Source organism: Candidatus Zymogenaceae bacterium (assembly GCA_016931225.1).
Taxonomy (GTDB): Bacteria; Desulfobacterota; Zymogenia; order Zymogenales; family Zymogenaceae; genus JAFGFE01.
Genome location: JAFGFE010000027.1, coordinates 26,840 through 52,891 on the forward strand (window position 1 = coordinate 26,840; position 26,052 = coordinate 52,891).

Below are 26,052 nucleotides of genomic sequence, written 5' to 3' on the forward strand. Positions count from 1 at the left end.
GGAAATATCTCGTTGAACGTATCGAAAAAACGCATATAACGGCATTATTGCCGAAAAGGTGGTTGACAATTGGCATGGTTGCCGATATTATGTGTCCATGACGGAAAAAATTGAAAAGAAAAAACTGGCCATTCTTCGTATCCTCAATGACGAGAAAGCCCCCCTTTCCAGCCCCAGGATAACCGATTCCCTCAATGCGCTGGGCCACGATATCAGCGAGCGGACCGTTCGCCTCTACCTGGGAGAGCTTGATGATAACGGTTTAACCGAAAATTTGGGAAAACGCGGCAGAATGATTACCGATCTCGGGCGGCGGGAGCTCTCCTCCGCCCGGGTGTATGAAAAAGTGGGGTATCTTGCGTCAAAAATCGACCGGCTGACCTATCAGATGGATTTTGACCTGGCACGGAGATCCGGCACTGTCGTTTTAAACGCGAGCCTCATAGAAAGGGGAAATCTCGCCCGTTCCGTTCCGCTCATAGAGAAAGTGTATGCCCATAAGTACTCGATGGGCACGCTGACGGCACTCTTCGGAGAGAATGAACGTATCGGGGAAGTAATCGTCCCTTCGGGATTCGTCGCCGTGGGTACCGTCTGTTCCGTGACCATCAACGGGGTGCTTCTCGCCCACGGTATTCCCACCCAGTCCCGCTTCGGGGGGCTCCTTGAGCTGATGGGGGGGCGCCCCACCCGCTTTGTAGAGCTCATACACTACGAGGGGACAACCCTTGATCCCCTTGAGGTGTTTATCAGGAGCGGAATGACCGATTATACCGGAGCAACACAAACGGGATCCGGCCGCATCGGCGCCAGCTTTCGTGAGGTTCCCGCTGAGAGCCGATCCCGGGTGCTGGAGCTGGCGGAGTATCTGGAAGATGCGGGTCTCGGTGGATTTATGAGCGTTGGGTGGCCGGGGCAGCCGCTTTTGGAAATCCCCGTGGGGGAGGGACGGGTGGGCGTTGTGATTATCGGGGGTCTCAATCCGGTGGCCATCCTGGAGGAGCAGGGCATTCGCGTGCGACGCCCCGGCGCCCTCAGCGGCTTGATGGAATATTCCCGACTGTTTCCCTTCCAGGAATTACAGGAGAGGGCCCGCCCCTTTCTCTAAGTCAATCTTCGTCTCCCTAAAAAAATCCTCAACACTTTCATACTCATAGTGTCCTAGTCATGCATGTCATGCCGAAGACGTTCAGGATACCTGTACGTGTGCGGGTGTTCATACGTCCAGGTATGTCTCTCGGCTCGTCTTCCGACGAACCGTCTTTTTTTCCCCGTAAAAAATCCTTGTTTATATTTTCTATAGACGGAACGGGACTGTGTCATACTTGCCGCACATGTGAAGTGACACATGCAATCCTTTCTCGGGAGAGTTCTCCGATGACCACGGTACTGGGCGGCGTCGCCCTTGATCACGATCCGATCTGGATCGATGAGTTCAATCAAGAAATATATCCGGGGACATCATATGTCGCCCTGGATGGGACGGAAAACATGTATGTGGGATTTCGGATGGGACACTTTTCCATCACACTGGAGGCGACGGAAAAAACCGGCTGGCTTTCCAGAACAACGGTTGACGCCTTGATAGAGATGGCACGGGTGCGTGATGCCTCTTACACTCTCAGTCGTAACGGCGCGGATTGTACCGTACGTTTCAGGCACGAGGTGTCCGGCGGGCCGATACAGATGGAACTGCTCGCCCCGACGGCGTTTCCGGAAGACGATACCTGGTATTATGGCAAAATTTTTTTGATGTGCACAGGATGATAACACTTTACTACAGAGGATGCGAGATTACGTTCCCGAATATCGAGGAATGTGAGAAATTCTGTATTCACAATGCCATCGCTGACCTGATTTGTGCCTATGAAGAGGCATGGGAGGCGTTGGCGAATGTTCAGGGATAAACCATGACGATTTCACGTTATTACCCAAACAGACGAACCGGTCCCACCTCTGGGGGTGGGATGAGCGACGATCAACTTCCCTCCAATGTGTCCCAAAACCTTTTTCCGAACGTCACCGAATCAGAAAGAACATCCGGGTTGACTCGAGTCGTAAAATACTTCGTTAAATGCATATCCGGCACGGCAAACAAGGCGAAGGAGTTCATCAGTAGGCTTTCCACCGCCGACGACCGGGTGGTGTTGAAAAAGGGGACGGACCTTGATACAAGGGCGACGGCGAAGACGTACGGATGGATTGAATATGACATCGCTTGGTCGGCCCGGACCGTCACGATTGCAAATGCTGTGTCTCTGGCCAAAGGTGACGAGGTGTACTTCTTTAATCCCGACGGGACGTATAAGGGGTATGCCTTCGTTTCCTCTGACACATCACATTCCACAACCTTCGTTATCGATGCGATGAGTGACGGCTCAGACCCGGTAGCGGGGGACATCGCCGCAACATTCTGGCACGGGGCGGGGGATTTGGCCGAAGCGATCACCGCGTCGAACACCCCTTGTACCATCGTGGCCGACTTTGAGGACGCCGACGGGATATTTCCATCTTCCCTTGTCGGACTCATAAATCATGGTAATCCCAACCCGTCTACGGGCCGACCTCCCGTTGAATATCTGACGGTAGATAGATGCGCGTTCACAATAGGGCAGGGGAATGTGCATGATGACGACTGCTCATCTCTCACTGGATGGACCGACGGCGACTTATCGGGAGAGAGCACACAGGAGACGTTTCAAGATAGAGATACGTTCAAGTTCACCATTGCATCCATCGGTGGCGGACACAAGGCCGAGCGATATCGGAATGTAGGAACACTCGAAGATTCTTTCACGGTTCAGATTCGCACCTATTTTAATGATATAGGAACAACGGGAGACGCAGACAACTTTCTCCTGATAGTGGACAACGGGACTATCGTTTTATCTGTACGATTCGGTACGGATGGGATGTTCATTTATGACGGGGCGGCATGGAATGAGGTGGGGACAAACATCGTAGAAGAGGATACATGGACGGTGTGGCGGCTTGTGGTGGACGGTTCCTTAAGTGGATCCGAAACCGTTGATCTCTACAAGGACGACTTTCTTATTGAATCCGGGATAGACTGTTCCGATGCCTCCGGTGCTACCGATGGGCTGGTGACGTTACGTCAGGAAGGGACAACGACGAGCGGAGTCACGTCATATATCGATTTTCTCAAAATTTCGGATGGGTCCCCTAACCTGACGGGAGAGTGTTTTATCGCTACGGAGACGACAATTCAATCAGACTACGCTGTCAAGACCCGTGCGGAAGTGCAGGGATCGGAAAGCGAAAACTTTAATGTGGACGGTCTCACCCTGATAGTCCAAGTTGATAGAGGCGACTCTCAGTCCGTGACCCTTTCGGGTAACGGCCAAACGGCCGCCCAAGTGGTGGCTCAAATTTCTCTCACAGGGGCGACGACATATGAATATACTTCGGGGAAAGTGGCAATTCGGTCGGATTCATACTATACCACCGGTTCCATCCAGATACTTTCAGCATCAACCGCCGATATAGTCCTCGGGCTTTCAAATTCCATTGTCTATGGAACCGACGGCATGGTGGCATCGTGTGTATTACAGTTGGGTGATATCGAACCGACTGTAACCACTCCCGTGGCTTCTGGATCGGGAATATACGATCATTCTACATATCCGATTTTGACATATAAAAAAGGGACTCTCACGGCTGATGTGACCGTGACGTTTTCCAATGATACAAACTTCACCGTGTCAATGGTGGTAGATGGGAATTCCACGAACCTGGGGGCGGGTGATATCAACACCGATTTTCAGATCCCGCACCAGGGAGAGTACTACTTCACGATTCAATCGGACGGTTGGGGTGGGACCTGGGTGGCGGCAAATACCTTATCGTTCTCCCTCGTTCAGAGCGCAAGGGGTGTGTGGGCGAAAGAGGTAGTCCCCGCCGCCACGGAGGCGAGTTCGGGGAACAAGGTGGAGATAAGTTGTCGGGCGCAGTCGTAAATGGAAACTTATTATCTCACTCCCGTTGAATCTACACCCCAGGTGTACTATCTCAAACCGGTTGAGTCGAATAGACAGAACTATTACTTAACTCCGATTAATTCGGCGGGGGATAAAAACGAGGAGTGGAAGTTTATTTGCACAATCGCGGTAGACAGTTCACTGTGGAATATGCTTTCTTTGAATCCTGGAGATTACAGCGGCTATATCGGATACATTACGCTTCAATCATATGAATCCGTAAAAGTCGAAGCAGTAAGCGGTTACTTTAACGATGGGGCGGAAATAAGACCTTATAGAGCATTTGTCAATCTTGTTACCAAAGTTGATTATGCAACGCTCGGGACGTACGGTGAATATGACGATCCGTATTATGCGATACTTCAATTTGAGGGGAAAGCGGTGGAATTGACGATTGGAGACGATAAACAATTATGGTGGGGCGTTGATGGAATCGCAACACCGAATATCGGCGTGATGCTTATAAGAGTTTACGCAAAATGAGCTTTTTTGTAGTAGAACATTTCAATTTACCTAATGGTGCGGTTCAGGAATCGATTAAAACCGCAACGAAAAATGACGGTAATGTTTACACATCTAACGGGTGGGGCATAACTGCCACGTATGCAGACACAGACGCAGCAATGATTACGTGCGACAAGGGGTTGAAAAAAGCGGAATTTGTTACAATACCATTTCGAACATCTATAAAATACAAGCTGTCGGCATTGAGAGATGGTGATTATATCAGGCTGTTTGTTATTCAGTCGTTATCAGCACAGCCAGAGCCATCAGGTTCGTTCACCAATTGGGTATTATCATGTAACCTTTATCGAATTGGTTCTAACTATCGAGAATATTGGTTTATTACTAATTCATCGGGAACAGCAAGAGGATACAACGGAATTGGTGGAACATGGGGGACTACAAGTAATTATGTCAGGACTGTAAGTCTTAACACAGAATACACACTTATAATTCAATATGATCCGACAACAAAGACCGTTTTTTTAAATAATGGTATACAATCAACCGATTCGGAGCAATTACAGTATTACGATGATCATTACTGGTGGTTTGTGGGGGACAACAACGATAATATTTGGCATGGTATAATTAAATTCGATTATATTATCGTTGAACAAACGGAAATCGCAAATACCTTTATCTCGCATAACAATCTCCTGACAGAGAAATATCACTCAAATCACTTCAACGGTTCCGCGCTGTGGGTTTTGAATGATTTCACAACGGAAGTTGCGGATACACTTACAATCAAAAACGATATTCTTGATTATGATCTCGTTGAGTCGGATTCTATCGTCCTCAATCGCATCGGCGGGGGTGGATCGCAGGTATATATTCCATCAGTCAAGGTACTATTGAATGAAAGAGACGTTACCTCACAAGTGCTTTCGTACTTCATAGATTGGAGTGAGCGATTCGTCAAAATGTTGAGAATCGATTTTGACTGGTCAATCTCGGCGGAAATCTACCGAAAGAATAATGCCGACTTCAAGATCCCTCAGATAGAGATTCAGGTCGATCACGATTCATCGGGGATGTATATCACGCGGGGAGAATTCTTTATCGAGGAAATCTCCGAAACCATGAGCAACGGAAGGCATGCAAAACGGATCTCAGGGAGAAGCAAAGCCGCACTCCTTGATAGGCCGTATTCCGCTCAGAACACCGTCTCCTATGAGAACACCACAAAGCGGGCGATAGTGACCAATTTGGTGGAGGAAGCCGGGCTTGAATATGAATGGTGCCTCCCCGACGGACCGATTGAGTACCACACTTTCGATGCCCGCACTCCGATGGAAGTCATTAAAGAAGTAGTCTCGGCGGTCGGCGGGCATATTTCAACCGGCTATAATGACAAACTCTATTTTCATGCAAATGATTACACTCCGAGAAATCATCCTCCTGTGTTCTCTGTGGATTCTTCGGATATTCATCAGATAGAGATACTCGAAGAAATCCCGCAGTCTTTCAACAAGATTGTAGTAAAGGGAAGGGCTAATAACGAGGCGACCTTTAGAGCATGGGCCGAAGTGGAGCTTGTCTCCGTGGATTCGCGGGGAAATTTTAAATCCACGTTGGCCGCCGATGGGAATGATTACACAGTGTTGATTGCAACCTGCTACGACTCTGAGGGGATGTTGGTGGATACAGGATTGATTGAAGAAGAATCTGCCACACCTTCGAACGCAAATACAATCGCCGTCTTAAAGCGCATCGCAAACGGTGGGGTTGTGGGGATATGGCCGGACATCGGCGGCGGGGTGCCGGGCACGAAGGTCGACGGGCCGTATATCTTCGACGATTTTGTGATTACCACGACAGGGAATATGCTGGAAGGGCCGCACCTCGTCACCTATCACGGCGGGGATTCGGTATCTTTCTCCGTAGAAGGACCGGGGATTGTAGAGGAAAACTCTGTTTTGGTCGAGAACGGGCAAGGGAGAACAAAGCTCTACGGAAACGAGCTTGGTGCGGGTACCATTTATGTCAAAGCCACCTATGACGGTCAGGAATCCAATCCCGTCGCTTTGATTCTCGGAGATCCGCGGGTGGGAGATTTGGATGCGAACGCTAATCCCTCATCTCTCCTTGTCAAAGAGACGAGTGTTATCACTGCAAGAGTCTACGATCCCGACGGCGATCCTGTGGGGGATGGGTACACTGTCAAGTTCAAGATAATCGCCGGGAACGGTGCGCTTTCGGCAGACTTAGACATCACGACTACAAACACCATAGAAAACGAGGAGCAGGTGTCAAGCTCCTATACATCTATCAGGGTGCAAAACCCCATATCGAACCTCACACATATCTATGCACTGAAGGATGATTCCCATGAGTATCAGGGAAGAACGATTGACGATGATGAGATAGATACTTCTTATGATTACGCAACCGGGGCCATAACGGAAGGGTCTACGATCACACTTTCAGACAATCTCCCGAAACCTCAGACGCGGGTAGTCGTCACCTATAAATCGGGCGGTACGGCGCAGATCGTATACACCGCACCGTCCTTTGTCGACAGGGAGGGGGAGGAAGTTGTCATAGAGGTGTGGGCAGGAGGCTTGAATCACCTGGTGTTCATTGATGTGGGGCGAAAAGAGGCTACAACCCCGTCGGTGGGCGGCGGTAAGCGGGTAGGCGTTGTTACTTTCCACGTGGATCACACCCCAACAAGCGCGGAAAGGGGACGGATCACGCTTTCGGAGCCGATTCCCCAGGTTTCGGGATTTGTGGCGGTACTCGGGTCGTATACGCTTGACGGCCTTTCAGCCGGGGTCTCGAATGGTCAGGTAGTTGGATTAATGAAGATCGGTGAAAACGTGGTAGCCACGATTCATGGAGAGCGGGACACATCGGCGAAAGGTGACTACTGGAACGGAGATTATATCCGAGGAAGTAGGCGGGTATATATCATCAATACCGAAACACCCGTGCCGAATGCAAGTGTGAAAATAGAATGGAATGGAGGGGATGAATCCGGCGGCCACACCGAATCGGGTCTTAAAACTAACTCCGAAGGAGTATTCACCTTCACGATGGGGGTAAGCGGTACTCATATTATCACCATTACACACGATAATCCCCAGAGTCCGGATGCACCGCTGGGGTTTCTGGAATACTTGGGGACAATCACCATCCCAGGACAGGTCGGAGATGAACGGGGGACCGTCGGAGATCAAGTTTTTTATAAGCATATGTCAGGGTCGTTTTCTGTGCCCATTATTTACGAGAAGATATGATACCGTCAAAACTCTACGACATCACCGCCCGGCAGATCAAAAAGGAGGCGCCGGACAACATCGCGGTAGGAACCATCACCGCAGTGGTGGACACCCGCCGATACTCCGTATTGATGGAGGGGAAATGGAGGGGGAGTGTGCGGGCGTCGGCCGATACGGAGTTTTCTGTCGGGGACCGGGTCAATCTGATTCTCCCCGGAGGCGATCTGAACAACGCCCAAATTCTTGGACTGTCGTCAAAGACCAATCCGGTTATGGCGACGGTGATATACGGGGAGGGAGACTACGAGAAATCGGGGATCGAGGATCCCTTGATCACGACGGAAGACGAAGCCTTTATCCGGGCGAAAGACGAGCTGAAAGCCGGGAAGATCGGGCTTCGTTTCACTGTGCCGTTCCTGACCCGGGCAGGAATGGAGAACCTTCGTCCAGGCTCCGTCTTGAGAGTCGTCGCTCCGGAAGCCGGGCTTGTGGGGGACAATCTCTCCATTGAGAGCATGAGAGAATCCTTCGATAGTAAAAACGGGCTTCTGGTAAGCGTGACCGGGGTTAAGTGGGAGGAGTGGGAAGGCGGGGAAATGTGATGGATGAATTGAGCGCGGTCGCAGTCACAGCGTTGTTCTCTCTTTTTGTGGGCGTGGTCGGCAAAATCCTATTCGACTGGCTCAAACATCGAAACGGCGCGAGGTTCGAGATCAAGGATATTGATATTAAGGATCTCGCTAAAACCGTTTATTCAGTAAGTGAGAGGGTGGGGCACATCATGGACATTCAGTGCAAAACCGATGGAGATGGACTGCCGATGGTCTACATGCCCAGGGGGTACAGGGACGTCATGGACAGGGTGGCGGAGAGTGTCGCAAAATTCGGCTGGGGTGTCGAACAAAACACAAAGGCGTTGAAGGAATTCACCGAACAGATGCGAAAACTCACCGGCGTTATCGAGAAACAGTCGAAGAATGGGAGATGAGGGGCATGGCGAAGATGACGAGTGCCGATTGGCGGGCGGTGAATTATTTCACGCCAAGAGAGTTCCATCATCCTGATAAAATGGAGACGGACATTATTGCATTGCTCGACGATCTCCGGGACGTGTTCAAATTCCAATTCGTTATACACAGCGATTGGAGAAAACCGCCCGATGGCGTCCCGCCGGAACTGTGGCCGAGTGAGCACAATCACGGGAGGGCGGTGGATTTCCATGTGGAAAACCTTGACTATCTTGACGCGGCCGATCTGATGAAATTCAGCCTCCGGAGACTCGATGTGTGGCAGTCCGTCGGTCTTGGTCTATATCCGCACTGGAACAATCCGGGCTTTCACCTCGACACAAGGGGATATATGGCGCGGTGGGGGGCGGTACACAGGAACGGAAAACAAACGTACGTCACGTATAACGAGGCGTATAGACTCATCTGATAGGAGAAGAACAATGGGTTGTGTCATTGCAGGATGTATCTGTCTCTTTTTCGGTTTCGGCGGCGGTCTTTTTGTCGCCATCCGATACCTGGGAGACTGGATGGACCATGTTGTGAAAAAGTATCACGAGGCCGACGGGAAGCTCGATTCCGTCATCGAGAGGGCGGCGGCGTGGATCAAGGGCGTGTAGCCCGTCCGCCATTGGCGATGGAGTAACGGGCGATCCTGTGGGGCTGCCCGGCCGTATTAAAAGAAAACGGCCTTTACATACATAACGGAATTGACTGTTTAATGATCTGAAATGGTATGAGAATCATCCTCATCAAAGACGACGGCACTCCGAAAGGCGCGTGGATCGCGGTGTTCATTACTTTCGTGTGGATTGTCGTACACGTTGCAGCGTTCTTCTGGAAAGCGGGAGCGGATAATCTTGCGCTGTTTGACGCCGCGTTCACCGCCGGGTGTCTGTCGTATGTTGGGATGTACTTTTTGAAAAAATACAAGGGGAATGAGGATGAGATTTCGTCACTGGGTGATGTTTGTAGAGGTCTTAGTCGTGATTGCCATGGTGGTAACGATAGCGATTCAGGTCCACAACATATCACGGCTCCAGTCGAAAATCGAGAATAATCAGGCGTTTTCACTCCAAGGCTATCTCGAAGAGGAGTATGTCCCGGAACAGCTTGAAGCCCTGACAGTCGATGATCTTTCACGAATGGGGGGTGTCGTATGGGGCGAGTGAAATATCGTGTGACATCCATACAACTCACATCGCTTTGTGTGCTGTTGTTCCTGGTTTTTGCAACACAGGGTTGTTCGACCGCTTCCTGGATTGTCAACCCCCCGCCGCATATATCAGACCTGTACATGACGGAGGATGACGTCGTGGAATACTTCGGCCGTATCTCAAAGCAGGAACCATCCGATCCGGACGCGGTGCTCTACAATCCCGAAACGGATCGGTATGAGGTCAAGGCCCCGACATACAAGAAAGCCCTCACGAAAAGCGTCATGTACGAGATTCAGAAAGAGAAGATAATCGCATTCAGTAGGGACTATCACCGGGAGACGTTCGGGAAGGCGGTGAAGAAAGACCTGGGGACGGCGGGGATTTGGAGTGTCATTATCGCTGTCGCAATCGCCGTCTTTTCGGGCTTATAATATCAGCTCCGTGCCGTAACGAGAGACTCCGGCCCAGACGGTTGGGATTACAATTTTGGATTGTCATACTTAGGGACTTGTTAATTGACAGATACTGTTATTTGCACAGAAAGGGGAACCCCATCGGGGTCCCCCTTTCCTTTTGATCTCTTGATATGTCGTATCAATCCACGGCGATCATCACGTTGGACGCCTTGATTACGGCGTACACATCCTTACCCTCGGCGAGTTTCAGTTTATCGGCTGATTCCTTGGTAATGATCGAGACGACCTCCGTCCCCCCATCGGTCACCATCAGCACCTCGGTATTGACCGCGCCGGGGGTGACCTTTTTCACCTTTCCCTTTATGACGTTTCGTGCGCTTATTTTCATGATAGCCTCCATGTGTGTGGTGTGTGCACCCATCGGACCCGGGTGCAGATTTCTATTTAAATAGTCTATTGTCTTTATATTATACATCATAAATATCAATTTCCTACAATTTTTCTTATGTTTTGATGCGGTGGCCGTGTTTTCGTTTCACACATTATGTCTCTTTCTCCCGGCGGTTGCGGGTGAATGACCACCGTGGTAAGACACCACCTTCTTCACATATCTGGGATTTTGAATTGTTGAACGGAGAACGAGTACCTCAGAGCACGAAATCCGATGTTTAATTTCACCGAGACGGTCTGGGGTTCGCCGGCATCGGAAGGGGTTGTTCAAACGATCCCTCTTTTTCATTACGTGAAAGAGATCGTATATGCATGTGGGCTGTGTCGAACGAGGACGTTTCTATTACACCTTGTCATTTTCTTCCGGTTCGATTACACTGATCCTTCCTCCCCCGTTATCTGTTATGAAATAGGACGATTGTCATGAAAGAAGGCCTCCCGAGCGCCACGGCCGACAGCGTTGCACAGTGGCGGGCGGCCCATCAGCTCCTTGATAATCCCCTGGTCTTCGAAGACCCACTGGCCCTTCGCATCATCGGGAAGGAGGCGGCGTCACAGCTTACCGCCGACCCGCAGCGATTCGAGGCTACGTGGGTGTCGTCGTATCTCCGGGCCTTTCTGGCGGCGCGGAGCCGGATCGCCGAGGACGAGCTTGCCAAAAGGGTTTTGCACGGTGTACGGCAGTACGTTATCCTCGGGGCGGGGTTGGATACATTTGCCTATCGGAGTCCCTATCCGGAGGGGACGCTTACGATCTTCGAGGTCGATCACCCTACAACGCAGGCATACAAGCGGGAGCGGCTCAAAGAGGCCGACATCGCAATCTCTCTGGATGTCAGATTCGTCCCGATTGATTTCGAGACGCGGACCCTTTCCGACGGTTTGATTGCGGCGGGCTTCGCGTTCGATGCGCCTACCTTCTTTTCATGGCTCGGCGTGACGCTCTATCTCCCGGTGGAAGTGGTCATGTGGACTCTGCGTTTTGTTGCCTCGTTTCCACACGAAAGCGGGATAGCCTTCGACTACACGATCTCCCCGTCGTTGATGACGGGGGCGGGTCGGGCGGCCTTTCATGCGTTGGCGGCACGAGTGGCGGAGACCGGGGAGGTGTGGCGCACCTTCTTCGATCCCGCGCGGCTCGCGGAGGACGTCCGGGAAATGGGCTTTGGATGTGTCCGGGACTGGACGCCAGGCGAGATCAACGCACACTACTTTTCAAACCGGGACGACGGGCTTATCGTCGGCGGCCTTTCCCATGTGATGTGTGCCCGGGTGTAACGGGGAAGGGAGAGGGAATACGCAGAGGCGCATCGACATCACGCCGTTCAGGTCATAATCGGGCTTTCGGTACCATTTCACGTGTTGCTCGATGAACAGTGGCGCGAGACCGATTTTTATATCATCAGTGCGAACAGGCCGAACTGTTTTAACGACGCCAGCGGATTGACGGGATGGTTTTCGGGCGGTCCTCCCTTGACGATGCTCGACACGCCCTCGGCTTTCTGGTATGATGGGCACCGGTGCGGGGCGGCCGGGATGCCGCCCGTACGTGCCGATGTCTTTTTGATCACCGATCTTCCGGAGGGAAATCCCGTGGATATGTCACTTTTGATCTCCTATTGCGCCCGCATCCTCCCCGGCCTGGTGGTGGGGATCGCCTTCGTGCTCCTCGTGGGAAAGCGCGATGCGGCCTATCGCGTCATGGCGTATATTCTCATGTTCGTCCTGATGCGTGACGCCATGACGCCTCTGGGGATGTGGCGGTTCGGGACGGAAGGGTTTTTCCGGATCAGGTTTGCTGATATGCCGCTTCTCTTGGTGGTGCTGGGTCTCTCCTCCGGAACGGGGGCGTGTGCGATCCTCCTTTTCGATAAGGAACTCCGGGGATTGATCGTCTGGTTCAAGGAAGGGGTAATCTCTTCTGTCATCATCGGATTATGTGGGGCGGCGGTGGTGGCGGCGCCGCTCCTCATCGGGTATCGATGGGTGGATATCGCCGCCCGGGGCGGGGCGGTGGCGACGTCTCTGGTTTTCCCCCTTCTCTGCGTGACGATCTTCGGCAATTTTCTGGAGGAAACCCTCTTTCGGGGCCTCTTTTACGGCCACATGGAGCGGCTCACAACGCCGCTCAGGGCGGCGCTTACCTCCGGCGTCCTCTTCGCCTTTGCCCACGTCTTTCTTGCCTTCACCGTCACGAACGTGGGACTACCGGTATTACTCTTCTGCCTGTGGGAGGGGACGATCTGCGGCCTGGTCAGGATGAAATGGGGCCTGGTTTCGGCCACCCTGGTTCACGGCGGGGCAATCTTTCTGTTGAGCGCGGGGCTGTGGTAGGGATAGGGAAAAGGATGTGAAGCTCATATTGATGTAACAAAATCAGAAAGGTATTTCGTCAACTACGACTTCAACTTCGAAATGGTAATCGTAATTACCCTCAGATGTCTGAAGACGTAGAAGTATTCTACCTTTTAGTGTATATTCATTAAGTATTTCGTCTCCAGCAAAAACAGAAGCTATTATTTTTCGTGATTTAAGATTTAATGGAGCCCATGACCCTTTAACAAATCTATTTAGGGGTGTTAATAAAAGATGGCGCGACTCAAATCCTTCAATATCTGATTCCTTTGATGGACGTTTATTATCATCCTGATAAAAAGTCCAACCACTCGATGTATATATATAAATTGCTTCTATTGTTGGAGAAGGTATGTCAGAATCATTTGATAAGTCTATTTGGTAATAAACCTCTCCAGTGGCATCGAATTTGTCTATTTCTAAGTATCCTCTGACTGGTTTAAGAGTTACTTTTATATTTCTTGTTTTAATTTTTTCTATATCGTTTTTTATCCAACTTAATTCAGCCTTCAATTTTTCTTTTAGTGATGTTATTGAGTTTTCATAAACAATGTGTCTATGATGTTTTAGATCAAAAGGAATATCCGATGAAGTTTTTGTCAGGTGAATACAAGTTTTATTTTTTGCATGTGCATAACCAACTTCATAGAAAACATTGGGATTTTGGTCTGACATATCAGCAATAACTACATCTGCTCCTTCTATTTGTCTATATATTCTATCAAGAATTCCCTCTCTGAATATTTGTTCGTCAACTCTTTCAGCTTTAAAGTTTAACTCTTCTGCAACTGCCTTTATCCCAAGTTTATATATATCGTCATAAGTAGAGTCAAAAGGCATAAGAACAAATGCAAACAAAGAATTGTCTTTTTTTACCATATGGTCACCTTAATCAAATAGGTGGATTTTATTTTAGAGAATTAAATGGTTGCTGTCAATTTCATATTTGAACAATAAAAGATTAAGCTGACTATTATATTTATTTGCATCAAAAAAAGATCACAAATGTCTGTGGTTTAGTTTTACAAAGTGTTTGATTGAAAATACTTAAAACTATTTCATTTATATCAATTTTGTTTTTTTTTGAGATATAGTATACTTCTAAAATACATCTTTATTTACTGCTTTTTGTGAGATTCATAAAACAATGAAAAGATATCGAACTTTATCAATTTCTTTATGCTTGGTTATAGTATTGGTAATTGCTCTGTTTAATATACTCGCCCTCTCCTTCGATCGGATGGGCAAGGAGCCGCCGATAATCTGGGACGTGCTGACCGTGGAATCCGGCGGCGTCTCCCTCTTCGCCGCGGTCCGGGGGATCGTGGAGGAGCACTACACCCTGGAGGAGGTCGACGAGACGACGGGCCGCATGGAGACCGCATGGCTCGTTGAGAGGGAGACCAAGGGGAGGTTCCGCTTCGTCATCGTGGTGGAGCCGGGGATCGTGCATGTGGGGCGGGAGATTGTCTCTCCCCCAAAAGGGGACGCGGCCGACGACGTGTACGGATCGATGCTCTTTTTCTTTCTGGGAATCGCAAACAAAGAAAGGGATAAAATCCTTGAGTACATCCGCGAGGGGCTGACCCTCACGGAGGAGCCGGAGAATTGATTTCCGCCCGCCGGCTCCCGGAGAAATCATAAACCCTCCTATCGACTATTCGGTCGGGGTGCACTTCCTCCCCCGCGCCGGTTCCACTCCGCCGCTGCCCCTGCAGGTTCTCAAAAACCCCGCCTCTTTCCTTTCGGGAGGGTCACCTCCCGCACCGTATTCCCTTCGGGAGGCTTGTATCCCTACAGCCTTTTTCTCCGGCTCATCCACCTAAAAAGCAAAAACGCGCCCACACCCGAGATGATGTTGGCGAGCGCCATGCCGCAGAAAATCCCCGGCACCGAAAAGAGCCGCGCCCCCAGATACGCCAGCGGCACCGCCAAGAAAAACATCCGCACCAGGTTTATCATGGCGGCGTGAATGGGGCGGTTGATGGAGTTGAAGGCGGCGATGGTCACATGCCCGATCCCCAGAAGCGGATACCCCCCCGGCATAATCCTGACGAACCAGACGATATATCCGACGACCTCGGGATCGTCGCTGAAAAGGCCTGCGATGGGGTGCGCCAGGACGAAGAACAGCGCCCATATCACAAGGCCGTAGTATACCGAGAACCGGGCGCTGAAGAAGTATCCCCCCCGGACCCGGTCCGGTCGTCCCGCCCCGTAGTTCTGTCCGATGAAGGGGATAACCGCCGCGGCGAGGGCCAGCACGACCATGAGGGCCATGTTTTCCAGGCGTATTCCCGTCCCCACCGCCGCCACCGCACCCGGGCCGAAGCGGGACGCGAGGTTCGTGATGACGGCCATGGAAAGCGGCACCGAGAGGTTGGCCAGCGCTGCGGGAACGGCAACGATGAGTATCGGGCGCCAGGAGTCCCACGCGGCGCGCAGCCTCGGCCTGACCCGGACGAGCATGTGTTTTTTCCAGTGAAGCACCCAGATGGCCGCCACCAGAGAGGTGGACCGGGCGATGATGGTGGCCAGCGCCGCCCCGGCAAGCTCCATCCGGGGAAGGCCGAACAGGCCGTAGATCAGCACCGGATCGAGAAGCGCGTTGATGACGGCGGCCCCCATCATGATGATGCTGGGGGTCAGGGTGTCTCCATACCCCCGCATGGAGTGGTTGCCCAGGACCGGGACGATGAACACGAATATCCCGCCGAACAGGATGGACATGTACTGCCCGATGAGGGCGATGATGGGCGGGGAGGCGCCCATAAGGGAAAACAGCGGATCGATGGTGAGAAGCCCCAGGACGGAAATGACGATGGCCCACACGAACCCCAGGAGGATGGCGTCTGTGGTGAGGCGGCGTGCCCGATCGGCGTCGCCGGCCCCCACCGCCCGGGATATCACCGACGCGGTGCCGGTGCCCAGGCCCACCATCATGCCGGCAAGAAAGAAGATGACCGGAAAGGTGAAGCTCATCGCCGCAAGGGGATCTGTCCCCAGCTGCGCCACGAAGATCGTATCCACCAGGTTGAAGGCGATCATGGAGAAGAAGCCGGCGATCATGGGGAGGGTCAGATTCCAGAGCGTTTTCCCCACCGGCCCTTCGGTCAGGTCTCTGGTGTGGGTCATGGAGTCGCCTCACCCTCCTCGGGGCAGGGCCATATCCGGGAAACGGGGAGATATGCGGCTTCGGAGCGCCTGCAGGTGCGCCTGGTCCAGAAAAGGCCCATGAGTCCGGTGATGTTGTTCGTCAGGGCGATGCCGCCGATGAGTCCCGGATATCCGAGGAGCAGTGTGCCCAGGAACGTCAGGGGGATGTAAAACAGGAACACCCGGATGATGTTCAGGCCGGCGGCGTCGATGGGGCGGTTAATGGCGTTGAGGGTTGCGCTGATTACCTGGAATATCCCCTGGAGGGAGAGGCCCGCCGGCATGATGTAGAGATACATGACGATATAGGCGATGACGATCGGGTCCGTGCTGAAGAGCGACGCGATGGGCCGGGCGAGCAGCACGAACATGATCCAGCACCCCATCCCCCACCAGACGGTAAAGCGGTTGCTGTGATTGAGCCCGTCGTAGACCCGGTCGAAACGCTCGGCGCCCCAGTTCTGTCCGGTGAAGGGCACCATGGCCGTGGACAGGGCGATGATGACGATAAAGGCGAAGGATTCCACCCGGAGCCCCGCCCCCACGGCCCCCACCGCCTCGGGACCGAACCGGGAGGCAAGGTAGGTGACCACCCCCATCGAGAGGGGAAAGAGGAGATTGGTGGCGGCGGCGGGAATCCCGATATACAGGATGTCCTTCCACGAGCGAACCACCTCTGCGATGCGGGGGAAGGAAAAATCGATCATTCGCTCCCGATAGACGAGGATATAGAGCGACATCACGAGGGTGATCGCCCGGGCGATAACGGTGGCCAGGGCCGCCCCGGCGAGCTCCATGCGGGGAAATCCCAGAAGGCCGAAGATCAGGATCGGGTCGAGGATGAGATTTGTCACGGAGCCCGTCACCATGATCAGTCCCGGATAGAGGGTGTCTCCCGTGGCCCGTATGGCGTGGTTGCCCATCATTGGGATGATCACGAACAGCATTCCCGGATACCAGATGAGCATGTATTGGTTGATCAGCGTGATAATATCCGGGGTGGCGCCCAGGAGCGTAAACAAGGGACGGATGGTCAGCATTCCGGCGGTGACGAAGACTATCACGACGGCCATTGAGAGCACCAGGCTGTCTGTGGTGAGCCGCCGGACACGATCGGTATCTCCCCGGCCGATGGCCCGGGAGATGGTGGACCCCGCCCCCAGCCCCAGCCCCACAGAGAGGCTCACGATCAGCATTACCACCGGAAAGGTGAAGCTGATGGCCGCCAGGGGTTCCGTCCCCAGCCGTCCCACGAAGATGGTGTCGACCAGGTTGAAGGTGATCCCCGATGCGAACCCCATCACCATCGGCAGCGTAAGCCGTGTTAAGGTCTTGGGGATCGGGCCTGTGGTGAGATCTGTCGAACGGGACATGTAGTACGCTTTCGGAAAGGAAAAACCGTGCCGGAGTGATACGGCATCGGGTAAAAAGAATAATAGTATAACACGAAAGGGAGATTTTTGGAGGAACTTTGTACAATTGCCTGGCCGGATGGATATGCAATAACCGGCGCTGTTTCATTGCGGACATCAATTGACCGGTTTGTGGGGATGTGGTATGAGGGAGGAGTATTACTTATTTGGATAAGGGAATGATGACATGAAATGTCGGACACTGGCGGTCGTGCCGGCGGTTGCGGTCCTCGTGTGCACGGCGGCCGCCGCCGGTTTCAAAAGGGCCGTCGAGGTGGAGACCGGGAGGTCCGACATCGAGGCGAATATCGGAAAGCTTTCACACCTGAAAGACAGCCGGGTGATTTTCTATGCGGTGAATCGGGAGGTGGAGGAGAAGATCAATGGGATAACAAAGAATTTTTAATCATAGAAATGTTCAGGTTAAGAAAATCGATTATTAGGTTTTTTCAAGAATGAATAATACTATTTTGTATAAGAGAATTAAAATTTGATTGTACCTTCTTATAAGTATTTTCCATTTCACAATCCCACACATTAGATAACAATTCAATAGTATATGGTATATCCAGAGGTCGGGATGGTTTTCCCTTAAAGATAATAAATGGACCATCACATTCTGTTAGGATCTTTTTGGGGGAAATATTCTTTATTAGACTAACACCTTTTTTTGTTTTAATCATTTTATAATTGATTGAAAAGTAACACCCAAGAGATTCAGCGTGTTTTGCATCGGATATATTACCTGTGTACCAATGGAGTACAACTTTGCATCTTTCAAAACTAAGGAATTTTTCAAGCAATTCAATAGTTTTCTTTGATGCTTTGTAACTATGAACAGATAAAACCAAATTGCCTTGTTCAGAGCATGTGCGAAGAATTTCTATAAAAATTTCTTCTTGTCTAGAAAAAGTATCGAGATAGGGAGCGCTACCATCAAGACCTATTTCCCCAACGAAAGTTGTTTCTTTTATTAGAGACTTGAAGAGCTTGATATCAGAGTATTTGCTGCAGACAATTGTAGGATGAAGTCCAAGTGAGCATTTTACATATTTTGAGTTTTTAACAAGTTGCTTGTTTCCTTTCCAAGCCAAAGGTGTAGTAGTAACACCGATTGTTTGTATTCCAAAATCTTCACATTCTTCAATAATTTCCTTTGGATTTGAGTAGAGGTCTATATGACAATGAACATCAACAATCTTTTTATATGGTTTTTGTTTTTTCGTCATTTTAATTCAGAAGATTTTGTTTCAATACCTTCAACGAAATCACTTAATTCTATGATTCCTCGACGATATATATCTATATATTCAATAATGTCATCTTCTATCTCAAATAGAGGTCCCGATCTATATACATTATATTTCGCTAAATTAGGATTTCCTTCTATTTCCTCGATATGACGTTTTAGAGAGTGTATATCCTTGCCCTCAGCTTTTTTAGAATCAAGTATTCTTGACCATAAATCCTCTAAAACATAATTTGTCAAATCTTCTATTTCAGCGTGTTTGAAAGCAGCACGGCGAATAATACAAGGGAAGCATCTACCACAATGTTGATAAGGGCTCTGATTGGGCGAGTATCTGCTATTTGAAGGGTGTGCACAGGACATAGTAATACTCGCATGCTTTTTAACTATTTCTTGATTCATACATCCTTGAAGCATTTCACCTTTCGTTTTAAAACGATATCTATTCTCCAATTTCACTTCCAATCCAAGATGATCTAATAGTTTCTGAAATTTGTCTATAAAGAAGGGGTGTGTTGTTCTAGTGCTATTTGCACCAATTCTTAGTGGATCTATTGGCACATTCAAAGAGATCAGACCATTTTCTGGAATGAATAATGTCATTTTATCAGAGACTGTGGACGCGGCAAGAACTCCCAAGGAAATAAATAGCATAGATCGCGATCTTAGACTATCCTCTTTTTCGCCCTCCGTTATTGTATTTTTTTTAAAACCGATTTTACTTTTAATATGTATATCAGTATCATTATTATATTCATTTCTGAGTATATCAAAACAAGCTTTCTGTATTTTACTATCAATGTAATTACTGTAATGGCTTATAAGAAGAGGTTTTGTCCCATTTTGGAAGAGATCTAATGCGCCTATAAAGCTATCAAGTCCGCCTGAAAAAAGGCATACAGCATCAATTTTATTTAGAGTTTTTTCTTGATTACAAGGAATGAATTTTAGAATATCTTCAATATGTCTACGAAATCTTATTCGCCATATATCACCTGTAAGAAATCTCAGCATAGGCTCGAGAATATTATCTCTTGCTTTATCCCAAAGATCAGGATTGCCTACTGGCAAATAGAGATCAATCTCTCTAGACCAGCCATCTTGAGAATGAGTAATTCTTTCAATTTTTGTATCGACTGCATATACTATTGAAGCAAGAACCAAGAGATCCACGGCATCGGTATGAGGAATTAATCCAATTTTGCTTAAAGAATGAAAAGCTTCGTTTAATCCATATTTCCATTGAGTACTATTTCTAATAAAACTAAGTTCAACCATCTTGGAAGATTTATCGAGTAATTCAATCTCTGAAGTGTCGGTGCTTCCTACCCTTGCCACAATACTAAATCGTTTCATTACTGCACCTCTTCAATTTCGAGTATCTCGAAAGCATTTTCATAGATAAGCTTCAATTTTTTATCAAGGAATTCCATATTCAAGATATTTACATTTTTAATCGCCAGATCAACGCATCCTCTAATATGCGAATGTAATATTTCTTCGATAGTTTTGTAATCAGATAAAGTTCTAGGTAGTTCAATAATCCTTAAAGCAATATCAACTATTAATCTGCGTTCAATGGTTTTGGCTATAAAATTGATAGTATATTCTCTTAATTGTGATTCATTCAATTCCTCAAGATTCTCAAATCCTTGTTCGATCAATTCTATTGTAGCGTCGATTAAAGATTGACGAGCTATAGCCTCGTCGATTAGTCCTCCTGGTGGCGCAAAAAAATCGATTAAACCAACAATAATAGCTTCATGTGTTTGACCTATTAAGTAATCTAAATTAAGTTGTTGGAGAGTTGTTTCTGTTCCTGTATTTCTAATATTTTGAAGAGTCTGCAGAAGCTCTAATGCTGTAACATTTGATACATTCATTCGTTTTGCAGCTGTTTTTGGACCTCCAAGACCATGTTTAACATATTGTCTAATTGAATTGGTTAGATGATACTTTTTTGTACCTTTCGAATTAATAAAATGAGTGAAATAGGATCGAGGATTAGTAAACCTATTATTGATTGGTATTGTTATGGAAGAAGTATCATTATCTTCAACTATCTCTGATTCTTCATCTTCATTTGAAATATTGTCAAATTCTTCTATCCAACTTGGAACCAAAGGTGTTCCATTTGGTATGCCCCCAAAAGGTTTTGAAGTTCCCATAAAAAACCTCCATGAAGGATAGTTGTTTACTTTTTAATCTTAATAACAGCAGACGCAGATTTTGCTAATTTAGTATTTTCTTCGCTTTGTGACCACCTTTCTAACAATTCTCTTGTGGCTTCTTCCAATTCATGAGATCCACAAGAGTTTGTTAATGCTGAAGCAGCCCAAGGGCCAAGCTTCTCAACAGGGAAACTATTTAGTAAAAGGTAAAAGGGTTTTTGAAGATGAATATGTTCTTTGCATAGAGTAACTATTCCATCGATTTCCTTTGGTTGGTTAGACAAATCATCAACAACTGAAATCAATTCCCTTAATTTATTGAAAAGTTCTTCAGAATCTTGTTTTGAAAGACCTTTAATACCATTCGAAATCTCAGCTATTTTATATTTTTCACCGGACGCAAGGACTTCTAAAGTATCTTTAAGATGATCAGATAGGAGTGTAGAACTATAAAGCCTTCGTTTTTCGCGTGATATAAAATAGTAAGGTCTCAAGTCTATGTCAGAAATATCTGGTTTGATGTCTAGCCAATTTCTAAACCAGTTATCTTTTTCCAAATCACCAAAAAAATCATCAGGTACCTGCATGTTATCCTTGTCAGTTTTAACTTTTCCCCTATTTGCTTCATCTTCATTATAATAAGTACTTATTAGTAGCTTAAGGTTCTCGCTTTTTCCTTCTATAGAGGAAATAATCTCTTCACCAATTTTCTGATAAGTATCTGGTTTGAAATACTCTAGAAGCATGAGCTTGGATAAAATTCTAATTTTTATGTATTCATCCAATCCACGTTCTTTCGCAAAATCTTGGCGCAAAAATAGTGTATTTATAAACCTTTTTATTTGACGAGGATTTCCTTTAGTCCCTTCTGTAAGAATGGTTGCTATCTGATTTGCGATAAAAATGCTTTCTTTTATGGATTCGCTTTCTATTTCAACACTATTTTTAAAAAAGTCCGCATCTATTGAAGAAGTAGTCCATGGTAGTCCTATTTTTTCAAACAACAAATTCCGCAATTCTTTAAATTTATTTTTTTCAGCTAATTCATTATAGGTTAAAAGAAGTAATAAATATGCTAGTGTCTCTTTTTGTCCTAAAGACGGAATTCGAAACGGGATTTGTATTAGCTTTTCTAAGTAATTTTTTGCGTAATTTTGTTGAGTTACAGAAAGTGGAATATCAGGGAAATACTGTTTAACTGAATACTCGATTATTGATTCATCAGCACCGATAATAAAAACCATGTTTGGAACGAAGAGGAAGAGTTTTATTGCTTCAAGAGTTTGAATTATTGTTTTTGGAAGGCAGCGATCCAGATCGTCTATCAATACAATAAGCTGGTCAATTTTTGCTTTAGAAAGTAGTTCTTCAAAACTTTTTCTTATTTCTTGTATTTGCTTAGGTACATTTGATCCTGTTTCTTTCAGCTCCGATATCACATTAACAAATTCTTCAATCTTTCTTTTTTTTATCTCATCATTGTTTATAGTAGTTATATTATTAAACAATGGGAGAAGTGCCAAGAACTCAGGGTATCCAGTTGCTTGTGATAAAGCTAGGGTTCCTATACTTCCACCTACTTTAATTAATTTCAGCCAATTTATTTTTAGAATTAAACTATAAATTTCATCTAGAAACTTATCATGTATTTTTCTTGATTCTAAAAGCTGAGTTAAAATATTTTCTAATAGAACAATTTTTGAATCTTCGAAATCTTGAAAAAGCCAGCTATTAAACCAAATACATACTACTTTATCATCCTTCTCAAATGAATTTTCTAGCATTTTTAAGATACTTGTTTTACCGGCTCCCCAATCGCCGTGGACTCCGATTGTTATAGGTGAACCTTTTGTACTAATGATTAAGTTTTTGATAGTTCTTACAATAACCTCGAAATTCAATAAGTCTATATCTGTTTCATTATCATGAAAAATCATTGAATACCTCAAAAAAATATAATAACTTAATAGAAAAATACATAATTAGTTGATATATGTCAAGTTTAATGCTTTTTATAAATATTGGTCTATTACGGAGCCGAAATCAGAATATATTACTTCCTATCAGATTTTACTGACCACAACCCTTACATACAACCTTCCCCACCTAAAGAGAAAAGAAAAAAAGGAGAACTCATACGCACGATACGTAGAGTTCTCCTTCTCTTTAAAGATCAGGCTTTAAAACGGCGTTTAGGAAGAAATGCCTCTCTTCAATCCGAGGACCTTGAACAGCCGCCCATAGAGGCGGGTGCGCTTGGACATCCAGGATTCGAAACGGTCGATGGAAGAGGGGAACTTTTTGTAGAGCTTTTCCAGACGCTTCGCGATCAGGAATACCCGGGAAACCGTGATGAAAAGCCCCCTATGGTCCCGGCTGCTCCGAAACTTTTCAATGCGCTCCCGTATGGTGTAGTCATATGTTTTGTCACTCCACAGGGCGCTGAACTCCCTTGCGCCCGTGTTGATATTCCCACAGACCCGAGAGGCGGCGCAGTACGTCCGTTTATTTCCACTTGCGGGTTGTCCTCCCCTTCGATATGATGGATGGAGGGAAGGGGGAGGATTGCAGAACGACACACCACAGCGGATGGACCGGCCGATTTCCCCCTCGTGATGCATACCACACACCCGAAAAGGAGCCGCCGCACATGCCCGCGTATCCCGAGTTCAAGCCCCTGGCCCTGGATGACCGCCCGGAGATCGTGAGATACCTGGAGGCGTACCGCCCCGAGACCAGCGAGCTGACGTTTACGAATCTCTTTATCTGGCGCCATCATTTCTGGTGGGAGTGGTCGGTGTTGGACGACCTCCTGGTGCTGGTATCCCCAAAGAGGCCGCACACGCTGCCCGGGGATGTCGAGGGAAGCCAGGCCTTCGCGATGATGCCGGTGGGATCGGCGCCCCGGGTCGACGCCGTCCGAGAGCTGTTTCGTCACCTTGCGGATGTCCGGGGGGCGAAGGACCCCGCGATTCGCCGGGCGGACGGGCGACTTGTCGACGAGCTTTCCGGTGCGGAGGATGTCGCCGTCGAGGCCTGTCGGGAACACTTCGACTACGTCTATCGGATCGATGATCTTGTGGCGCTTTCCGGGAAAAAGTACCATTCGAAGAAGAACTTCGTCAACCGGTTCAGGAAGGAAGGGAACTTTCGCTACGCGCCCGTGGACGCGTCGAACATCTCCCAGTGCCGGGATCTGGTGGACTGCTGGTGTGAGGTGCGCCGGTGCGAGGACGACCTGAACCTGATGGGCGAGTGGGACGCGGTGTACGAGGCGCTGGATCACATGACGGAGCTTTCATTGATCGGCGGCGCAATTATCATCGATGATCGCGTGGCGGCGTTTTCTTTTGCAGAGCCGCTCACGAACGATACGGCGGTGACCCACGTGGAAAAGGCCGACCCGGACATGCCGGGACTCTACGCCCTCATCAACCAGCAGTTCTGCGAGCACGAGTTCGCGCACCGGGACTCCATACGCTTCATGAACCGTGAGCAGGACCTGGGCGTGGAGGGGCTTCGCCGGGCGAAGGAATCCTACCACCCGGTGAAGATGGTGGAAAAATTCGTGATCCGTCCCCGGTAGGCGGTGCGTCGGCCGGTCATTCATGCCGGTCCGATGCACGCGGGCTGTGGGATGAGCGTTTCTTTTGCCTATGATCCGCTTCGACGACGATCGATATATCGCACGGCGGGACGTGACGTTTCTCCGTCCCCGGGTGTATCTGAAAGACACCGGCGGAACGGTGATCGCCGCGGCCCGGGCGGATATGACCCGCCTGAGGCGGCGGATCACCGTTTATTCGGACATCGACCTCACTCGCCCGATTCTCACAATCACCGGACGGGAGATCGTCGGGTTTTGCATGAGGTACGACGTCACCGACACGGCGGCCCGCACTCCCCTTGGAAGCGTGTGCCGCCCGGGGTTTCTCTCGACGGATCGGGCCAGGTGGCGCCTGTGTGACACCGCCGGGCGGGAAGTCGCCCGTATTCGTATGACGTCGGCGGCGTCTCTTTTCTCCTCGGCGCTTTCGAGGATAGTCCCCCGAACCTGGGAGGTGGTGGATGTGTCCTCGGGCCGGGTCGCGGCGGGATTTAAAGAAAAATGGGCCGCCGGGGGAATTGAGTGCGACGTGGAGTTCTGCCCGGAAGGCGAAGGTTTTTTGGACCGGCGGTGTGTCGTGGCGGGGCTGATGCTGCTCTTGTATGTCAGGTAAAGGGGGCAGGTGAATGGTGATGGGAGGCGTCCCGCACGTGTTCCGCACGGAATATGAAAACCCCCGTCCTTCGAACGGGGGTTTTTCAATGAGACCCCGGATTCTCCGGGCGTCTGGTGTTGCGGATCAGTAGTTGGAAATCGGGCCGAGATCTTCTTCCGGCTCCTCCTCATCGGGCGTCGGCTCGGGAGGAGAATAGGGCTCCGGTGATTGCTCCCGGCTCATGGTGATATTTCCCTCGAAGATAACGCCGTCGGCGATGACCAGACGGTTGGCATAGATATCCCCGTGGATCTTTCCGGTGGGGTGGACCTCCAACAGGTTTTCCGCGGCGATATTGCCCTTCACCGTTCCCGAGATTACCACATCCTTGGCCTTGATTTCACCCTGGAACGTGCCGGCTTCACCGATCATCAGCGTGGATGAAATATCGAGCTGTCCGTCGAAGTCACCGTCGATACCGACGCTGGCCGATCCGGTTATCTTTCCTTCCACCGTAACCCCGCTGGCGATGTAGCATTCGCAGTCACGGCGGGGGCGGATATCGTCATTCGAGCTTTTTGGTGTGTATACGGGTTCGACTTTCGGCTCCTCGTCGATCTTTTTATCGAAAAAACCCATGAGTTGTGTGTCCTCCTTTTATAGTAAAAACAAGATATACCAATCTCCTCATACTTGTCAAGCATTTCTTAAGGACAACGAGGATGCACACAGGCGCATCCCCTCC

The 26,052-nt window shown here is 49.0% G+C and carries 27 protein-coding genes and 1 pseudogene; 17 read left to right on the forward strand and 11 right to left on the reverse strand.

What is annotated here, in order from left to right; all coding sequences use genetic code 11:
- Window positions 1-97 precede the first annotated feature (97 nt).
- The 11 genes from JW885_11560 (at window position 98) to JW885_11610 (ending at window position 10,327) form a co-directional block, all read left to right on the forward strand.
- Entirely contained in the window at window positions 98-1,108 is a 1,011-nt protein-coding gene (locus JW885_11560; GenBank protein ID MBN1882803.1) for a DUF128 domain-containing protein, read from the forward strand.
- Between the two features lie 269 nt (window positions 1,109-1,377).
- The gene (locus JW885_11565) at window positions 1,378-1,767 is read left to right on the forward strand and encodes a hypothetical protein (protein MBN1882804.1); all 390 of its coding nucleotides are present in this window, start codon (window positions 1,378-1,380) and stop codon (window positions 1,765-1,767) included.
- Between the two features lie 374 nt (window positions 1,768-2,141).
- The gene (locus tag JW885_11570) at window positions 2,142-3,977 is read left to right on the forward strand and encodes a hypothetical protein (GenBank protein MBN1882805.1); all 1,836 of its coding nucleotides are present in this window, start codon (window positions 2,142-2,144) and stop codon (window positions 3,975-3,977) included.
- A complete protein-coding gene (locus JW885_11575; GenBank protein MBN1882806.1) occupies window positions 3,978-4,481 on the forward strand; it encodes a hypothetical protein in 504 nt (167 codons plus the stop codon).
- Complete coding sequence (locus JW885_11580) at window positions 4,478-7,747, forward strand: hypothetical protein (protein ID MBN1882807.1); 3,270 nt, start codon at window positions 4,478-4,480, stop codon at window positions 7,745-7,747. The genes JW885_11575 and JW885_11580 overlap by 4 nt, the downstream gene beginning before the upstream one ends.
- Window positions 7,744-8,331 carry a hypothetical protein gene (locus tag JW885_11585; GenBank protein ID MBN1882808.1) on the forward strand — a complete coding sequence of 196 codons (588 nt, stop codon included), beginning with the start codon at window positions 7,744-7,746 and terminating at the stop codon, window positions 8,329-8,331. Before JW885_11580 ends, JW885_11585 begins: the two co-directional genes overlap by 4 nt.
- Window positions 8,331-8,717, forward strand: a complete 387-nt coding sequence (locus JW885_11590) for a hypothetical protein (GenBank protein ID MBN1882809.1) — start codon at window positions 8,331-8,333, stop codon at window positions 8,715-8,717. The genes JW885_11585 and JW885_11590 overlap by 1 nt, the downstream gene beginning before the upstream one ends.
- Window positions 8,718-8,722: 5 nt before the next feature.
- Complete coding sequence (locus JW885_11595) at window positions 8,723-9,166, forward strand: hypothetical protein (protein ID MBN1882810.1); 444 nt, start codon at window positions 8,723-8,725, stop codon at window positions 9,164-9,166.
- Between the two features lie 13 nt (window positions 9,167-9,179).
- Complete coding sequence (locus tag JW885_11600) at window positions 9,180-9,356, forward strand: hypothetical protein (protein ID MBN1882811.1); 177 nt, start codon at window positions 9,180-9,182, stop codon at window positions 9,354-9,356.
- A 324-nt stretch (window positions 9,357-9,680) separates the two neighbouring features.
- Complete coding sequence (locus JW885_11605; protein ID MBN1882812.1) at window positions 9,681-9,908, forward strand: hypothetical protein; 228 nt, start codon at window positions 9,681-9,683, stop codon at window positions 9,906-9,908.
- Window positions 9,909-10,033: 125 nt separating this feature from the next.
- Window positions 10,034-10,327, forward strand: a complete 294-nt coding sequence (locus tag JW885_11610; protein ID MBN1882813.1) for a hypothetical protein — start codon at window positions 10,034-10,036, stop codon at window positions 10,325-10,327.
- Window positions 10,328-10,490: 163 nt separating this feature from the next.
- On the opposite strand, the gene JW885_11615 is transcribed toward JW885_11610, so the two are convergent.
- A complete protein-coding gene (locus JW885_11615; protein MBN1882814.1) occupies window positions 10,491-10,700 on the reverse strand; it encodes a molybdopterin-binding protein in 210 nt (69 codons plus the stop codon).
- A 485-nt stretch (window positions 10,701-11,185) separates the two neighbouring features.
- On the opposite strand from JW885_11615, the gene JW885_11620 reads away from it, so the two are divergent.
- Window positions 11,186-12,040, forward strand: coding sequence for a class I SAM-dependent methyltransferase (locus JW885_11620; protein ID MBN1882815.1), 855 nt, complete (start codon window positions 11,186-11,188; stop codon window positions 12,038-12,040).
- 116 nt (window positions 12,041-12,156) lie between these two features.
- Here the strand turns inward: JW885_11620 and JW885_11625 are convergent, their stop codons facing one another.
- Window positions 12,157-12,333 carry a hypothetical protein gene (locus JW885_11625; protein ID MBN1882816.1) on the reverse strand — a complete coding sequence of 59 codons (177 nt, stop codon included), beginning with the start codon at window positions 12,331-12,333 and terminating at the stop codon, window positions 12,157-12,159.
- A gap of 28 nt (window positions 12,334-12,361) precedes the next feature.
- Between JW885_11625 and JW885_11630 the strand changes: the two genes are divergently transcribed.
- Window positions 12,362-13,096, forward strand: coding sequence for a CPBP family intramembrane metalloprotease (locus JW885_11630; protein ID MBN1882817.1), 735 nt, complete (start codon window positions 12,362-12,364; stop codon window positions 13,094-13,096).
- A gap of 594 nt (window positions 13,097-13,690) precedes the next feature.
- Here JW885_11630 and JW885_11635 read toward each other — a convergent pair.
- A pseudogene (locus JW885_11635) lies at window positions 13,691-13,996 on the reverse strand (hypothetical protein).
- A gap of 316 nt (window positions 13,997-14,312) precedes the next feature.
- Here JW885_11635 and JW885_11640 point away from each other — a divergent pair.
- Window positions 14,313-14,729 (forward strand): hypothetical protein, encoded by a 417-nt coding sequence (locus tag JW885_11640; protein ID MBN1882818.1) that lies wholly within the window; start codon window positions 14,313-14,315, stop codon window positions 14,727-14,729.
- A gap of 182 nt (window positions 14,730-14,911) precedes the next feature.
- On the opposite strand, the gene JW885_11645 is transcribed toward JW885_11640, so the two are convergent.
- Together JW885_11645 and JW885_11650 are read right to left on the reverse strand one after the other, a co-directional pair.
- A complete protein-coding gene (locus JW885_11645) occupies window positions 14,912-16,252 on the reverse strand; it encodes an MATE family efflux transporter (GenBank protein ID MBN1882819.1) in 1,341 nt (446 codons plus the stop codon).
- Window positions 16,249-17,646 carry an MATE family efflux transporter gene (locus tag JW885_11650; GenBank protein ID MBN1882820.1) on the reverse strand — a complete coding sequence of 466 codons (1,398 nt, stop codon included), beginning with the start codon at window positions 17,644-17,646 and terminating at the stop codon, window positions 16,249-16,251. The genes JW885_11645 and JW885_11650 overlap by 4 nt, the downstream gene beginning before the upstream one ends.
- Window positions 17,647-17,872: 226 nt before the next feature.
- Here JW885_11650 and JW885_11655 point away from each other — a divergent pair, with 226 nt between their 5' ends.
- The gene (locus JW885_11655) at window positions 17,873-18,091 is read left to right on the forward strand and encodes a hypothetical protein (protein MBN1882821.1); all 219 of its coding nucleotides are present in this window, start codon (window positions 17,873-17,875) and stop codon (window positions 18,089-18,091) included.
- Between the two features lie 43 nt (window positions 18,092-18,134).
- Here the strand turns inward: JW885_11655 and JW885_11660 are convergent, their stop codons facing one another.
- The 5 genes from JW885_11660 to JW885_11680 form a co-directional block, all read right to left on the reverse strand.
- The gene (locus JW885_11660; protein MBN1882822.1) at window positions 18,135-18,914 is read right to left on the reverse strand and encodes a TatD family hydrolase; all 780 of its coding nucleotides are present in this window, start codon (window positions 18,912-18,914) and stop codon (window positions 18,135-18,137) included.
- A complete protein-coding gene (locus JW885_11665) occupies window positions 18,911-20,290 on the reverse strand; it encodes a 7-cyano-7-deazaguanine synthase (GenBank protein ID MBN1882823.1) in 1,380 nt (459 codons plus the stop codon). The genes JW885_11660 and JW885_11665 overlap by 4 nt, the downstream gene beginning before the upstream one ends.
- Window positions 20,290-21,102 carry a hypothetical protein gene (locus JW885_11670; protein MBN1882824.1) on the reverse strand — a complete coding sequence of 271 codons (813 nt, stop codon included), beginning with the start codon at window positions 21,100-21,102 and terminating at the stop codon, window positions 20,290-20,292. Before JW885_11670 ends, JW885_11665 begins: the two co-directional genes overlap by 1 nt.
- A 26-nt stretch (window positions 21,103-21,128) precedes the next feature.
- Complete coding sequence (locus JW885_11675) at window positions 21,129-23,042, reverse strand: KAP P-loop domain protein (GenBank protein MBN1882825.1); 1,914 nt, start codon at window positions 23,040-23,042, stop codon at window positions 21,129-21,131.
- A gap of 255 nt (window positions 23,043-23,297) precedes the next feature.
- Entirely contained in the window at window positions 23,298-23,726 is a 429-nt protein-coding gene (locus tag JW885_11680) for a hypothetical protein (protein ID MBN1882826.1), read from the reverse strand.
- A gap of 29 nt (window positions 23,727-23,755) precedes the next feature.
- Here JW885_11680 and JW885_11685 point away from each other — a divergent pair, with 29 nt between their 5' ends.
- Window positions 23,756-24,691, forward strand: coding sequence for a DUF2156 domain-containing protein (locus tag JW885_11685; GenBank protein ID MBN1882827.1), 936 nt, complete (start codon window positions 23,756-23,758; stop codon window positions 24,689-24,691).
- Window positions 24,692-24,755: 64 nt separating this feature from the next.
- Entirely contained in the window at window positions 24,756-25,325 is a 570-nt protein-coding gene (locus JW885_11690) for a hypothetical protein (protein ID MBN1882828.1), read from the forward strand.
- Window positions 25,326-25,451: 126 nt separating this feature from the next.
- Here JW885_11690 and JW885_11695 read toward each other — a convergent pair whose 3' ends face one another.
- Window positions 25,452-25,946, reverse strand: a complete 495-nt coding sequence (locus JW885_11695; GenBank protein MBN1882829.1) for a polymer-forming cytoskeletal protein — start codon at window positions 25,944-25,946, stop codon at window positions 25,452-25,454.
- Window positions 25,947-26,052: the final 106 nt, after the last annotated feature.

Bases quoted from the DNA above. Each gene is read 5' to 3' on its own strand.
- JW885_11560 (MBN1882803.1), top strand. From the start codon at position 98: ATGACGGAAAAAATTGAAAAGAAAAAACTGGCCATTCTTCGTATCCTC.
- JW885_11565 (MBN1882804.1), top strand. From the start codon at position 1,378: ATGACCACGGTACTGGGCGGCGTCGCCCTTGATCACGATCCGATCTGG.
- JW885_11575 (MBN1882806.1), top strand. From the start codon at position 3,978: ATGGAAACTTATTATCTCACTCCCGTTGAATCTACACCCCAGGTGTAC.
- JW885_11580 (MBN1882807.1), top strand. From the start codon at position 4,478: ATGAGCTTTTTTGTAGTAGAACATTTCAATTTACCTAATGGTGCGGTT.
- JW885_11585 (MBN1882808.1), top strand. From the start codon at position 7,744: ATGATACCGTCAAAACTCTACGACATCACCGCCCGGCAGATCAAAAAG.
- JW885_11590 (MBN1882809.1), top strand. From the start codon at position 8,331: ATGGATGAATTGAGCGCGGTCGCAGTCACAGCGTTGTTCTCTCTTTTT.
- JW885_11595 (MBN1882810.1), top strand. From the start codon at position 8,723: ATGGCGAAGATGACGAGTGCCGATTGGCGGGCGGTGAATTATTTCACG.
- JW885_11600 (MBN1882811.1), top strand. From the start codon at position 9,180: ATGGGTTGTGTCATTGCAGGATGTATCTGTCTCTTTTTCGGTTTCGGC.
- JW885_11605 (MBN1882812.1), top strand. From the start codon at position 9,681: ATGAGATTTCGTCACTGGGTGATGTTTGTAGAGGTCTTAGTCGTGATT.
- JW885_11610 (MBN1882813.1), top strand. From the start codon at position 10,034: ATGACGGAGGATGACGTCGTGGAATACTTCGGCCGTATCTCAAAGCAG.
- JW885_11615 (MBN1882814.1), bottom strand. From the start codon at position 10,700: ATGAAAATAAGCGCACGAAACGTCATAAAGGGAAAGGTGAAAAAGGTC.
- JW885_11620 (MBN1882815.1), top strand. From the start codon at position 11,186: ATGAAAGAAGGCCTCCCGAGCGCCACGGCCGACAGCGTTGCACAGTGG.
- JW885_11630 (MBN1882817.1), top strand. From the start codon at position 12,362: ATGTCACTTTTGATCTCCTATTGCGCCCGCATCCTCCCCGGCCTGGTG.
- JW885_11645 (MBN1882819.1), bottom strand. From the start codon at position 16,252: ATGACCCACACCAGAGACCTGACCGAAGGGCCGGTGGGGAAAACGCTC.
- JW885_11650 (MBN1882820.1), bottom strand. From the start codon at position 17,646: ATGTCCCGTTCGACAGATCTCACCACAGGCCCGATCCCCAAGACCTTA.
- JW885_11655 (MBN1882821.1), top strand. From the start codon at position 17,873: ATGAAATGTCGGACACTGGCGGTCGTGCCGGCGGTTGCGGTCCTCGTG.
- JW885_11660 (MBN1882822.1), bottom strand. From the start codon at position 18,914: ATGACGAAAAAACAAAAACCATATAAAAAGATTGTTGATGTTCATTGT.
- JW885_11665 (MBN1882823.1), bottom strand. From the start codon at position 20,290: ATGAAACGATTTAGTATTGTGGCAAGGGTAGGAAGCACCGACACTTCA.
- JW885_11670 (MBN1882824.1), bottom strand. From the start codon at position 21,102: ATGGGAACTTCAAAACCTTTTGGGGGCATACCAAATGGAACACCTTTG.
- JW885_11675 (MBN1882825.1), bottom strand. From the start codon at position 23,042: ATGATTTTTCATGATAATGAAACAGATATAGACTTATTGAATTTCGAG.
- JW885_11680 (MBN1882826.1), bottom strand. From the start codon at position 23,726: ATGCATCACGAGGGGGAAATCGGCCGGTCCATCCGCTGTGGTGTGTCG.
- JW885_11685 (MBN1882827.1), top strand. From the start codon at position 23,756: ATGCCCGCGTATCCCGAGTTCAAGCCCCTGGCCCTGGATGACCGCCCG.
- JW885_11695 (MBN1882829.1), bottom strand. From the start codon at position 25,946: ATGGGTTTTTTCGATAAAAAGATCGACGAGGAGCCGAAAGTCGAACCC.